At 65.6% G+C, this 12,082-nt stretch carries 10 protein-coding genes and 1 tRNA gene; 7 read left to right on the forward strand and 4 right to left on the reverse strand.

Translation table 11 applies throughout. From position 1 onward, the window contains the following. The first annotated feature begins 104 nt into the window (after positions 1 to 104). The 7 genes from BO996_RS13360 to adhP all read left to right on the forward strand — a co-directional run bounded on the left by BO996_RS13360 (position 105) and on the right by adhP (position 7,939). Positions 105 to 1,598, forward strand: a complete 1,494-nt coding sequence (locus BO996_RS13360; RefSeq protein ID WP_071954989.1) for an NCS1 family nucleobase:cation symporter-1 — start codon at positions 105 to 107, stop codon at positions 1,596 to 1,598. A gap of 30 nt (positions 1,599 to 1,628) precedes the next feature. Next, positions 1,629 to 3,089 (forward strand): dihydropyrimidinase, encoded by a 1,461-nt coding sequence (gene hydA / locus BO996_RS13365; protein ID WP_013803148.1) that lies wholly within the window; start codon positions 1,629 to 1,631, stop codon positions 3,087 to 3,089. A 24-nt stretch (positions 3,090 to 3,113) separates the two neighbouring features. Beyond that, complete coding sequence (locus BO996_RS13370; protein ID WP_034391915.1) at positions 3,114 to 4,379, forward strand: Zn-dependent hydrolase; 1,266 nt, start codon at positions 3,114 to 3,116, stop codon at positions 4,377 to 4,379. A gap of 70 nt (positions 4,380 to 4,449) precedes the next feature. Continuing rightward, positions 4,450 to 4,526, forward strand: a tRNA-Val gene (locus BO996_RS13375). Positions 4,527 to 4,739: 213 nt separating this feature from the next. After that, positions 4,740 to 5,279, forward strand: coding sequence for a polyhydroxyalkanoate synthesis repressor PhaR (phaR, locus tag BO996_RS13380; RefSeq protein WP_043819348.1), 540 nt, complete (start codon positions 4,740 to 4,742; stop codon positions 5,277 to 5,279). A gap of 92 nt (positions 5,280 to 5,371) precedes the next feature. Continuing rightward, positions 5,372 to 6,760, forward strand: coding sequence for a 30S ribosomal protein S12 methylthiotransferase RimO (rimO, locus tag BO996_RS13385; protein ID WP_016453016.1), 1,389 nt, complete (start codon positions 5,372 to 5,374; stop codon positions 6,758 to 6,760). Positions 6,761 to 6,910: 150 nt separating this feature from the next. Next, positions 6,911 to 7,939 (forward strand): alcohol dehydrogenase AdhP, encoded by a 1,029-nt coding sequence (gene adhP / locus BO996_RS13390; RefSeq protein WP_012204716.1) that lies wholly within the window; start codon positions 6,911 to 6,913, stop codon positions 7,937 to 7,939. A gap of 62 nt (positions 7,940 to 8,001) precedes the next feature. Here the strand turns inward: adhP and BO996_RS13395 are convergent, their stop codons facing one another. The 4 genes from BO996_RS13395 to earP all read right to left on the reverse strand — a co-directional run bounded on the left by BO996_RS13395 (position 8,002) and on the right by earP (position 12,081). Beyond that, positions 8,002 to 9,420, reverse strand: a complete 1,419-nt coding sequence (locus tag BO996_RS13395; protein ID WP_071954990.1) for an MATE family efflux transporter — start codon at positions 9,418 to 9,420, stop codon at positions 8,002 to 8,004. Positions 9,421 to 9,474: 54 nt separating this feature from the next. Beyond that, entirely contained in the window at positions 9,475 to 10,095 is a 621-nt protein-coding gene (locus BO996_RS13400; RefSeq protein ID WP_071954991.1) for a DUF2239 family protein, read from the reverse strand. Positions 10,096 to 10,230: 135 nt separating this feature from the next. Next, positions 10,231 to 10,785, reverse strand: coding sequence for an elongation factor P (efp, locus tag BO996_RS13405; RefSeq protein WP_012204719.1), 555 nt, complete (start codon positions 10,783 to 10,785; stop codon positions 10,231 to 10,233). A gap of 162 nt (positions 10,786 to 10,947) precedes the next feature. Further along, complete coding sequence (gene earP / locus BO996_RS13410) at positions 10,948 to 12,081, reverse strand: elongation factor P maturation arginine rhamnosyltransferase EarP (RefSeq protein WP_071954992.1); 1,134 nt, start codon at positions 12,079 to 12,081, stop codon at positions 10,948 to 10,950. Position 12,082: the final 1 nt, after the last annotated feature.

Consider the following 12,082-nt stretch of genomic DNA (forward strand, 5'->3'; position numbering starts at 1 on the left):
GCCCGCATCCGGGCCGACCTGGCACGAAATGCGCTTGATGGAAAAGGTCAGACCCTGGATCAGCAATGGATTGGTGATTTCTCTCTTCGAGAAGGAGCTTCGCAATGTCGCATGCCCCGCATTCCGGTGAGTCCACAGGCAGCCTGTGGAACCACGACCTCGCACCCACGCTGCCTAGCCAGCGCACCTGGACCTGGTACCACTTCGCCGCCCTGTGGATAGGGATGGTGATGTGCATTCCAGCGTACACGCTGGCCGCCAGCATGATCACGAACGGCATGTCGTGGTCGCAGGCGGTGATGACGGTGTTCCTGGGCAATCTCATCGTGCTGATTCCCATGCTGCTCATCGGCCATGCCGGGGCCAGGTACGGCATTCCCTTTGCCGTGCTGGCCCGTGCCTCGTTCGGCACCCACGGGGCCAAGCTGCCCGCACTGCTGCGGGCCCTGGTGGCCTGTGGCTGGTACGGCATCCAGACCTGGTTCGGCGGCATGATGATCTACACCCTGCTGGGCGTGCTGCTGGGCCATCCGCTGGAAGGCGAGAAGATCGCGGGCCTGGGCATCAATGTGGGGCAGCTGGTGTGCTTTCTGGTGTTCTGGGCGATCCAGTTCTACTTCGTGGTGCATGGCATAGAGTCCATCCGCAAGCTGGAGACCTGGACTGCGCCGCTCAAGATCGTGATCTGCTTCGTGCTGCTGGGCTGGGTCTACCAGAAGGCCGGCGGCTTCGGCCCCATCATGGAGCAGCCTTCGCAGTACGCGCCGGGCGGCCCCAAGGCGGGCCAGTTCATGTCGGTGTTCTGGCCGTCGCTGACGGCCATGGTGGGCTTCTGGGCCACGCTGGCCTTGAACATTCCGGACTTCACGCGCTTTGCCAAGTCGCAGAAGGACCAGGTCGTGGGCCAGGCCATCGGCCTGCCGGTGCCCATGGGCCTGCTGGCCATGCTGGCGGTGGTGGTGACATCGGGCACCGTGGTGATCTACGGCAAGGCCCTGTGGGACCCCGTGGATGTCGCCAGCCGCATGACGGGCGCTGCCGTTCTGATCGCGCTGATCGTGCTGCTGATCGACACCGTGAGCGTGAACCTGGCGGCCAACCTGGTCGGGCCGGCCTATGACTTCTCCGCCCTGGCGCCCAAGAAGATCAGCTACCGCGTGGGCGGCTACATGACGGTGGCCATTGCCATCGTGATGATGCCCTGGAAGATCCTGGAATCGACCGAGGGCTACATCTTCACCTGGCTGATCGGCTACTCGGCCCTGCTGGGGCCGATCGCGGGCATTCTGATGGTGGACTACTTCCTGGTGCGCAAAAAGCAGCTGGTGGTGGAAGACCTGTACAGGGAAGAGGGCGTCTACCGCTACTCCAACGGCTGGAACTGGGTGGCCGTGGCGGCCTTCGCCCTGGGCGTGGCGCCCAACCTGCCCGGCTTCCTGCACGCGGCGTTCCCCGCTGCATTCCCGAACGTGGGTGATTTCTTCAAGCATGCCTATGACTACGCATGGTTCATCGGCCTGTTCATTGCCGGCGTGGTCTACCGCATCGGCATGGCAGGCCAGGTGACCAAGGGCGCACCCGCGCTGAGCAAGGCATAGGCCGGACCAACCAACAGGAGGCATGACGTTATGGGTCAATCACAGGGTTCGGTATGGGTGCGTGGCGGCACGGTGGTGAATGCAGACCGGCAGGAGAAGGCCGATGTGCTGTGTGTGGATGGGGCGATCGCGGCCGTGGGGCCGGATGTGGCGGCCCTGGTGCCGGCCGGGGCGCAGGTGATCGATGCCTCGGGGCAGTTCGTCATGCCCGGCGGCATCGATCCGCACACCCACATGCAACTGCCCTTCATGGGCACGGTCACGGCCGATGACTTCTACACCGGCACGGCGGCGGCGCTGGCCGGTGGCACCACCAGCATCATCGATTTCGTCATTCCCGATCCGCAGGAGCCGCTGCTGGACGCCTACCGCAAATGGCGCGGCTGGGCCGAGAAGGCTGCGGCCGACTACTCCTTCCACGTGGCCGTCACCTGGTGGAGCGACAGCGTCCATGCCGACATGGGCACGCTGGTGCGCGAGGAGGGCATCAACAGCTTCAAGCACTTCATGGCCTACAAGAACGCCATCATGTGCGACGACGAAACGCTGGTGAACAGCTTCAAGCGCGCGCTGGAGCTGGGCGCCATGCCCACGGTGCATGCCGAGAACGGCGAGCTGGTCTACCTGCTGCAGCAGGAAGTGGCCAAGATGGGCATCACCGGGCCCGAGGGCCATCCGCTGGCCCGTCCGCCCATGGTGGAGGCCGAGGCGGCCAACCGCGCCATCGCCATCGCCGGCGTGCTGGGCGTGCCCATCTACGTGGTGCATGTCAGCTGCACCGAGGCGGCGCAGGCCATTGCCGCGGCCCGTGCACGCGGCCAGCGTGTGTATGGCGAAGTGCTGGCCGGCCATCTGGTGATCGACGAAAGCGTGTACCGCGACCCCGACTTCGCCAAGGCCGCCGCCCACGTGATGAGCCCGCCCTTCCGGGCCAAGGGCCACCAGGAGGCCTTGTGGCAGGGCCTGCAGTCGGGCCAACTGCACACCACGGCCACCGACCATTGCACCTTCTGCGCCGCGCAGAAAGCCATGGGCCGGGACAACTTCGCCAAGATCCCCAACGGCACCGGCGGCGTGGAAGAGCGCCTGGCCGTGATCTGGGATGCGGGCGTGAACACCGGCCGGCTGACGCCCAGCGAATTCGTGGCCATCACCTCGGCCAACACCGCCCGGCTGTTCAACATCTATCCGCGCAAAGGTCTGGTCGGCGTGGGCGCCGATGCCGATCTGGTCGTCTGGGACCCTGCCGCCACCCACACCCTGTCGGTCAAGACCCAGCATTCCAAGGGCGACTACAACATCTTCGAGGGGCGCACTGTGCAAGGCATGCCCAGCCACACCATCAGCCAGGGCGTGGTGGCCTATGCGCAGGGCGATCTGCGTGCCGAGATGGGCAAGGGGCGCTATATCAAGCGCCCGGCCTTCGGCCCCAACTTCGACGCGGTGCAGCGCCGCGCCGCCACGCTGCAGCCCACGGCCGTGGCGCGCTGAAGCCCGCATGACAAGGAGACCGCAATGGATACAGATACCCAAGTGAAGCAGGACATCGCGCAGCTGCGCGTCAACGGAAGCCGGCTGTGGGATTCACTCATGGAGCTGGCCCGGATCGGTGCCACGCCCAAGGGCGGCGTCTGCCGCCTGACGCTGACCGACCTGGACCGCCAGGGCCGTGATCTGGTGACCCGCTGGGCGCGCGAGGCGGGCATGACGGTGACCATCGACAAGATCGGCAACGGCTTCATGCGCCGGCCCGGGCGCGACAACAGCCTGCCGCCCATCATGACGGGCAGCCACATCGACACCCAGCCCACGGGCGGCAAGTTCGACGGCAACTACGGCGTGCTGGCGGGGCTGGAGGTGGTGCGCACGCTCAACGACCACGGCATCGAGACCGAAGCGCCCATCGAGGTGGCGTTCTGGACGAACGAGGAAGGCTCGCGCTTCGTGCCGGTGATGATGGGCTCGGGCGTGTTCGCCAAGGCCTTCACGCTGGAGCATGCCTATGCGGCCACCGACTCCGAAGGCAAGACCGTCAAGGGCGAGCTCGAGCGCATCGGCTATGTGGGCAGCCAGGAACCGGGCGACCACCCGATCGGCGCCTACTTCGAATCCCACATCGAACAGGGCCCGGTGCTGGAGGACAACGCCAGGACCATTGGCGTGGTCACCGGCGTGCTGGGCATCCGCTGGTACGACTGCGTGGTCACGGGCATGGAAGCCCATGCCGGCCCCACGCCCATGGCCCTGCGCAAGGATGCGCTGCAGGCCGCCGCGCAGCTCATGCAGGAAGTGGTGGCCTGCGCCCACCGCCATCCGCCCCACGGGCGCGGCACCGTGGGCATGGTGCAGGTCCATCCCAACAGCCGCAACGTGATCCCGGGCCAGGTCAAATTCAGCATCGACCTGCGCAACGCCACCGATGCCGACTGCGAAGCCATGGACGCCGACATCCGCGCCGTGGCCGACCGCATCAGCCGGGAGACGGGCCTGCCCATAGCGATCAACCTGGTGTCCAGCTACCCCGCCCAACCCTTCCATGCCGACTGCGTGGATGCGGTGGCGCGCGCCGCCAAGGCCCTGGGCTACTCGCACATGCCCGTCGTCTCGGGCGCCGGGCATGATGCGGTCTACATGGCGCGGCTGGCGCCGGCCGGCATGGTATTCATCCCCTGTAAGGACGGCATCAGCCACAACGAGATCGAGGATGCCACGCCGGCCGACATCACCGCAGGCTGCAATGTGCTGATGCACGCCATGCTGGAACGCGCCAGGGTGCTGTGATCGGAAAAACTGCGCAACTTGCCCGGAAGCCCTGTTTTGCACTGCTATACTTGCGGCTTCAACAAACGACAGGCGCGTAGCTCAGCTGGTTAGAGCACCACCTTGACATGGTGGGGGTCGTTGGTTCGAGTCCAATCGCGCCTACCAAACAAAGCAGTCTCACCAGGGGCTGCAGAAAATCCCGCTTCAAGCGGGATTTTTTTTGCCCGGACGGCGGCAAGGCGACCATTCGCTCTGTCGCATGCGTTGATCACCATCAGGGTTACTGCTGCGCCAGGTGCTGTGTGCGCTGCCTAGAATCTGTTGCAGTGCAATAGATCAATTGCCCGTACAAGCACGTACAAGAGGAGAAGCATTGCAATGCAAGAGACGACAACAGCCGCCGCCCCCAGCGCCCAGCGCGTGATCAAGAAATACCCCAACCGCCGTCTCTACGACACCAACACGTCCTCCTACATCACGCTGACGGAAGTCAAGCAGCTGGTAATGAGCAACGAGCCCGTGGTGGTCAAGGACGCCAAGAGCGGCGAAGACCTCACGCGCAGCATCCTGCTGCAGATCATTCTGGAAGAAGAGGCCGGCGGCGCACCCATGTTCTCCGAGACCGTGCTGGCCAACATCATCCGTTTCTACGGCCATGCCATGCAGGGCTACATGGGCTCGTATCTGGAAAAGAACGTGCAGATGTTCACCGACTTCCAGAACAAGCTGGCCGAGCAGGCCCAGGGCACCTCGCCCGAGGCCTGGAGCCAGTTCATGCGCATGCAGCCGCCCGCCATGCAGAACATGATGAGCAGCTACATGGAGCAGTCGCAGAACATGTTCACCCAGATGCAGGACCAGATGCAAAAGCAGACCGAGCAGATGCTGGGTGCGCTCGGGATCAAGCGCAATAGCTGAGCTTGCAGGGATAAGTTCAGGGGCGGTTTACCAAGTTCTCGCAGAACTGGGACAATATCGCCCCTATGACCCCCACGAGCGACGCAACAACCATGACAACCCCTGCAGGCGCGGCCGCTCCGCGCGTGGGCTTCGTGTCTCTTGGGTGCCCCAAGGCACTCACGGACTCCGAACTCATCCTTACCCAGCTCAGCGCCGAGGGCTACCAGACCTCCAAGACCTTCGAGGGCGCTGACCTGGTGATCGTCAACACCTGCGGCTTCATCGATGACGCCGTGCGCGAGAGCCTGGACACCATTGGCGAGGCGCTGGCCGAGAACGGCAAGGTCATCGTCACGGGCTGCCTGGGTGCCAAGGCGGGCAAGGATGGCGGCAACCTGATCCAGGAAGTGCATCCCAGCGTGCTGGCCGTGACCGGTCCGCACGCCACGCAGGAGGTGATGAATGCCGTCCACACCCATCTGCCCAAGCCGCACGATCCCTTCATCGACCTGGTGCCGGGCGCCTTTGGCGAGGCGGGCATCAAGCTCACGCCCAGGCACTACGCCTACCTGAAGATTTCCGAGGGCTGCAATCACCGCTGCACCTTCTGCATCATTCCCTCCATGCGCGGCGACCTGGTTTCGCGTCCGGTAGGCGATGTGCTCAAGGAGGCGCGTGCGCTGTTCGAGGGCGGTGTCAAGGAGCTGCTGGTGATCAGCCAGGACACCTCGGCCTATGGCGTGGATGTGAAGTACCGCACGGGCTTCTGGGACGGCAAGCCGGTCAAGACGCGCATGCTCGAACTGGTGCAGACGCTGGCCGAGATCGCCGAGCCCTATGGCGCCTGGGTGCGCCTGCACTATGTCTACCCGTATCCCAGCGTGGACGAGATCATTCCGTTCATGGCCACGGGCCGCGTGCTGCCCTATCTGGACGTGCCCTTCCAGCACAGCCATCCCGATGTCTTGAAGCGCATGAAGCGCCCCGCCAACGGCGAGAGGAACCTGGAGCGCCTGCAGCGCTGGCGCGAGATCTGCCCGGATCTGGTGATCCGCTCCACCTTCATCGCGGGCTTCCCCGGCGAGACCGAGCAGGAGTTCGAGCACCTGCTGCAGTTCCTGCGCGAGGCGCAGATCGACCGCGCGGGCTGCTTTGCCTACAGCCCGGTCGAAGGCGCTGCCGCCAACGAGATTCCCGGCATGCTGCCCCTGGAAGTGCGTGAGGAGCGCCGCGCGCGCTTCATGGCCGTGGCCGAAGAGGTTTCCACTGCGCGCCTGCAAAAGCGCGTGGGCCAGACCATGCAGGTGCTGGTGGACAAGTCCGTGGGCCTGGGCAAGAAGGGTGGCGTGGGCCGCAGCTATGCCGATGCCCCCGAGATCGATGGCCTGGTGCACCTGCTGCCGCCCGAGAAGGCCAGCAAGACCTACAAGGTGGGCGACTTCGTGAAGGCGCGCATCGTGGGCACGCAGGGCCACGACCTGGTGGGCCAGCCTGTGTAAGGCCTGCATTCGCATCCCTGAAAAGCGGGCAAGGTTTTCCTTGCCCGCTTTTTTTGTCCTTGATGGTCCAAGGCCTGATTTTGATCAAGGCGTTCAGGTCGCTTCGCTGAAATGCTGTACCTACTTTGACGCAAAGAAAGGATGGCGCGAATGAACAGGACCATGAAGGCCGCCGTGGTGCGGGAGTTTGGCAAGCCGCTCACCATCGAGGAAGTTCCGGTGCCCAGGCCCGATCCCGGCCATGTGCTGGTGAAGATCGAGGCCTGCGGCGTCTGCCATACCGACCTGCACGCGGCGCAGGGTGACTGGCCCGTCAAGCCCAATCCGCCTTTCATCCCCGGCCATGAAGGCGTGGGCTATGTGGCCGCCGTGGGTGCAGGTGTCACCCATGTGAAGGAGGGCGACCGCGTCGGCATTCCCTGGCTCTACACGGCCTGCGGCCATTGCGAGCATTGCCTGGGCGGCTGGGAGACGCTGTGCGAGCAGCAAAAGAACACCGGCTACTCCGTCAACGGCGGCTTTGCGCAGTACGCGCTGGCCGATGCCAATTTCGTGGGCCTGCTGCCGGGCAGCGTGGACCTCATCGAGATCGCTCCCGTGCTATGCGCGGGCGTCACCGTCTACAAGGGCCTGAAGGTCACCGACACCAAACCCGGCAACTGGGTGGTGATCTCGGGCATCGGCGGCCTGGGCCACATGGCCGTGCAATATGCCAAGGCCATGGGCCTGAATGTGGCAGCGGTGGACGTGGATGACGACAAGCTGGCGCTGGCCCGACGCCTGGGCGCACAGGTCACGGTCAATGCCATGACCACGGACCCTGCGGCCTACCTGAAAAAGGAGATCGGCGGCGCACACGGCGCCCTGGTGACGGCGGTATCGCCCAAGGCCTTCGAGCAGGCGCTGGGCATGGTGCGGCGCGGCGGCACGGTGTCGCTCAACGGCCTGCCGCCCGGCAGCTTCCCGCTGCCCATCTTCAACATGGTGCTCAGCGGCGTGACGGTGCGCGGCTCCATCGTGGGCACGCGGCTGGACCTGCAGGAGTCGCTGGACTTCGCGGCCATGGGCAAGGTCAAGGCCACCGTGTCCACAGACCGGCTGGAGAACATCAACGACATCTTCGCGCGCATGCATGAAGGCAAGATCGAAGGGCGCGTGGTGCTGGACCTGAACGCCTGACGCTTTGCCCACCCCAAAAAAACAGGCTTCCCTCGGGAAGCCTGTTTTGCATGGCGCACGCCTTACACCATGCGGCGGATCGGGCGCTTCTTCCAGACCAGCTTGTAGTAGGCGGTCTGAAGGCACAGCGTCAGGGTGTAGGACAGCGGAAGCGCCATCCAGATTCCCATCAGCCCGAAGCTGCGGCTCAGCCACCAGGCCATGGGCAGCTCCAGCACGGCGAGCACCGTGATGGTGATGGCCGTGGGAATGACCACATCGCCGCTGGCGCGCATGATGGACGACAGGGCGATGAAGCAGCCCAGCAGCAGGCCGCTCCACAGCACGATGTACAGCAGCTCGATTGCCAGCACCAGCACCTGCTCGTCGGTGATGAACATGCCCAGCAGCGGCCGTGCGAACAGGCTGCCGATCAAGGCCAGGGCGGCGCCCAATGCCAGGTTCATGCGGATGGCCGTGGCCGTGATGGCTCCCAGGCGCTCGCTGCGGCCCGCGCCGATGGCCTGGGCTCCGAGGATGGAGGCCGTGATGGCGACCGAGATCACGGGAAACTGCGCAAACGAGTTGATCTGGTTGACCGCGCCATAGGCGGCCGTGGCGCTGGAGCCGAAGCCGTTGACCAGCGACACGACGACCAGCCCGGCCATGGACGAGGCAATCATCTGCACGCCCGTGGGAATGCCCACGCGCAGGATGCTCTTGAGCAGGGTCCTGTCAATGCGCATCGCCTTCCACAGCGCGGCATTGGGCGCCAGCGGGCTGCCGATGCGGCGCAGCCGCCAGCCCAGCCAGGCCAGCGCCAGGGTGAAGCCCAGGATCATGGACACGCCCGCGCTGGCCACGCCCAGGCGCGGCAGGCCGGCCCAGCCCGCGATCAGCGCCGGGGTGCAGGCCAGGCCCGTGCCCGTGGAGATCAGCAGGGCCAGCATGGGCGAGACCGTGTCGCCCACGCCGCGCAGCAGCGAGGTGGCCAGCAGGAACACGAACAGCCCCGGCATGCCCAGCAGCACGATGCGCGAGTACAGCGTGGCCTGCTCCATGATGTCGGGCGGCGTGCCCAGCAACCGCATCAGCGGCTCGGTGAACAGCCCGCCGAACAGGGCCACGATGGCGCCAAACAGCAGTCCTATGCACATGGCCGTGCCCGCAATCGCGCGCAGCTTGTCATGCATGCGCGCGCCGTAGGCCTGGCCGATCAGCACCGAGGAGCCCGCGCCCAGGCCGATCACGAAGGCGATGAAGAGGAACATCACCGGAAAAAAGGCCGCGACGGCGGCCAGCGCCTGCACGCCCAGCATCTGGCCGATGAAGACGCTGTTGATGGTGCCCGACAGCGATTGCAGGATGTTGGCCAGCACCATGGGGCCCAGGAACACCAGAAAGGTGCGCCACAACGGCTGGCTGCCGGCAATGGGCGGCCCGCCGTGGCTGGATGCGGCAGGCGCGGCGGCCTGGGGCAGGGGTTCGGTTGGTTTCGTCATGTTGTGTCTGGTAATGCGACGAGAAAAGCAGTGAGATCGGGCCGGGTCAGGTCTTCAGTCCTGGGCTGGCGCCGCAGGTGAGCCCGCCCATACGGGGCCGCCCAGTTGCTGCAGATAGCTTCGCACATCCTCGGGCCAGGTGGCGGTGTGCTGTGCAAAGGCTTCGGCCTGGCGTGCAAACAGGGCGCGGCTGGCGTCCTCGAAATGGGGCAGGTCGCCTGCCATCTCGCTCATGAAGCGGTAGACGGCTTCGGTGGCGGCGCGCACGGCATCCTGTGCGGCGTGCTTGCCGCGCGCCTCCTCGATCAGCCTGCGCAGTGCGCCGGAGGCGCCGCCGGGCTGGCGGTTCAGCCATTCCCAGTGGCGCGGCAGCAAGGTCACCTCGCGCGCCACCACGCCCAGCTTGGGGCGGCCCACGCTGCGGGGCGCGGCGGCTTCGGCGGGGGCAGGCGCTGAGGCCAGCTCGCTGCGCCAGTCCAGGTCCAGCCGCATGCCGCTGTGGTCGTCGAACACCCACAGCGGCGGCGCGGATCCGCTGCCCTGCGCCTGTTGTTCATGGCTTTGCAGGAACTGCAGGATGGCCGGCCTGCCGGCCTGCAGCAGCCGGCTGTGGCCCTGGAAGATGGTGTAGCTGGGGGCGGGCTCGGCGGCCGCTGCGCTGGATTTGGTAGTCATGCGGTGGATATTAGCCGGGTAAAATTTGCAAGTCAATTAAATCCGGGTAAATATCTGCATGAATACTGCGCACCCAAAGAAAAAGCCCCTGGCAGAGACTGCCAGGGGCTTCGCAGAGGGAACTGCAAGCGTTGTTTAGACGCGCTTGCGGTACTCGCCCGTGCGGGTGTCGATTTCGATCTTGTCGCCCTGGCTCACGAACAGGGGCACGGGCACTTCGAAGCCGGTGGCAATCTTGGCAGGCTTGAGCACCTTGCCCGATGTGTCGCCCTTGACGGCGGGTTCGGTCCAGGTGATTTCGCGTTCCACGGAAGTGGGCAGTTCGCAGGAGATGGCCTTGCCGTCGTAGAACACGACTTCGGCTTCCATGCCGTCTTCCAGGTAGTTGATGGCGTCACCCATGTTGGTGGCTTCCACTTCGTACTGGTTGAAGTCGGCATCCATCCACACGTACATCGGATCGGCGAAGTAGGAGTAGGTGCACTCCTTCTTGTCCAGGATCACGTTGTCGATCTTGTCGTCGGCCTTGAAGACGACTTCGGTGCCCATGTTGCCCAGCAGGGACTTGAGCTTCATGCGGACGGTGGCGGCGCCGCGGCCACCGCGAGCGTATTCGGTCTTCAGGACGATCATCGGGTCCTTGCCGTGCATGATCACGTTGCCGGCGCGGATTTCTTGAGCGATTTTCATAGCTTGCTTGGCTGAGGTTGAGCCGCTCAACAGGGCAGGCAAGCGAAGTCGCTGGGACGGTGCGCCTGCCGCAGTTCCGCGGCGGGTGCAACCCTGGTTGGTCGATGGCGGCCGGCTGGCGGTCGCCCGCAGCGGCGCCTCCAGGGAGGCAAAACGTGCATTCTAGCTTTTTTCGGTCACGAAAGCTTGTAGCTGCTCAATCAATGGGGTCTGTTGCAGCAGCCGCAAGCGTGCCGCCTGCACACATTCCTGCCATTGCTGCAGCAGCGCAGGCGTGATTGCGGGCAGGGTGCTTGCCGGTGCCATGCCGTTCCAGGCATGGTGGAAGGCGCGCAGGCTGGCTGGTGCCTGCAGCCAGTCAAGAAAGGCGTCGAGCTTGTCGTGATGGGCGTCGTCGTGCTGGGGATAGATGTGCCAGACCAGCGGCTGGCCCGCCCACAGCGCGCGCACCAGCGAATCCTCGCCGCGCACCAGGTTCAGGTCGCAGGCCCAGAGCATTTCGTCGAACTGAGGTTGGGGGCAGGGCTGCAGCGCATGCCGGGTCACCGCGCCTTGTTCCGTGGCGGGCACGCTGGCCATGGCCTGTTGCACGGCGGCGGCTGCGCGTCCCGGGGTCACCAGCAAATGCGTGGCCTGCGGCGCAGGGGGTGCTGCATGCAGTTGGGCCAGCCATTGAGGCAGGGCAGGGGGCTCGTAGCAGAACAGCGAGATGGCGCAATCGCCGGTGCCTATGCCGTGGCGTGTGCGCCAGGCCTGCCGGCCCTCGGAAGCAAAGGCTGCCTGGCGCGCGGCCAGGTCCGGCTCGCGCAGCAGGCCGCCCGTGGCGGCCGTGAAGCCCGGGTAGAAGAACCAGCGTGTCAACCCCGCAGCCGGCCCCGACATCAGCGGCGAGGGCAGGCGGTGGCAGCGCTCCACATAGTCCTCTGCCGACAGGTATTCGAGGTTGATCCACAGCGGTGACCGGCGCGCGATGGCCGCCAGAAAGGGCGGCGGGATCTCGCAGCCAAAGGCCTCGATGACCACATCGCCCATGGACTGCGGGACGTCCTGCGCCTGCGTGGGCCAGCCGTGCACGCTGAGCCCGGCCGGGTGGGGCCGGGGAGCCATCCATGCCAGGGCGCTGGCGTCGTCCATCCACAGCCGCACGCGCTGGCCGCGTGAGGCCAGGTCGGCCGCCGCGCGCCAGCACACGCCGATGTCGCCAAAGTTGTCTATGACCTGGCAGAAGATGTCCCAGGTCAGCGCAGCGGCCTGCTCTGGCAGAGGGGCCGGGGGGATGGGGTTGAAGGCAAGCATG

The sequence above is a fragment of the Delftia sp. HK171 genome (assembly GCF_001886655.1).
GTDB classification, from domain to species: Bacteria; Pseudomonadota; Gammaproteobacteria; order Burkholderiales; family Burkholderiaceae_C; genus Comamonas; species Comamonas acidovorans.

Coding starts and splice junctions, on each gene's coding strand:
- phaR (WP_043819348.1), top strand. CDS start 4,740: ATGCAAGAGACGACAACAGCCGCCGCCCCCAGCGCCCAGCGCGTGATC.
- hydA (WP_013803148.1), top strand. CDS start 1,629: ATGGGTCAATCACAGGGTTCGGTATGGGTGCGTGGCGGCACGGTGGTG.
- BO996_RS13395 (WP_071954990.1), bottom strand. CDS start 9,420: ATGACGAAACCAACCGAACCCCTGCCCCAGGCCGCCGCGCCTGCCGCA.
- earP (WP_071954992.1), bottom strand. CDS start 12,081: ATGCTTGCCTTCAACCCCATCCCCCCGGCCCCTCTGCCAGAGCAGGCC.
- adhP (WP_012204716.1), top strand. CDS start 6,911: ATGAACAGGACCATGAAGGCCGCCGTGGTGCGGGAGTTTGGCAAGCCG.
- rimO (WP_016453016.1), top strand. CDS start 5,372: ATGACAACCCCTGCAGGCGCGGCCGCTCCGCGCGTGGGCTTCGTGTCT.
- BO996_RS13360 (WP_071954989.1), top strand. CDS start 105: ATGTCGCATGCCCCGCATTCCGGTGAGTCCACAGGCAGCCTGTGGAAC.
- BO996_RS13400 (WP_071954991.1), bottom strand. CDS start 10,095: ATGACTACCAAATCCAGCGCAGCGGCCGCCGAGCCCGCCCCCAGCTAC.
- BO996_RS13370 (WP_034391915.1), top strand. CDS start 3,114: ATGGATACAGATACCCAAGTGAAGCAGGACATCGCGCAGCTGCGCGTC.
- efp (WP_012204719.1), bottom strand. CDS start 10,785: ATGAAAATCGCTCAAGAAATCCGCGCCGGCAACGTGATCATGCACGGC.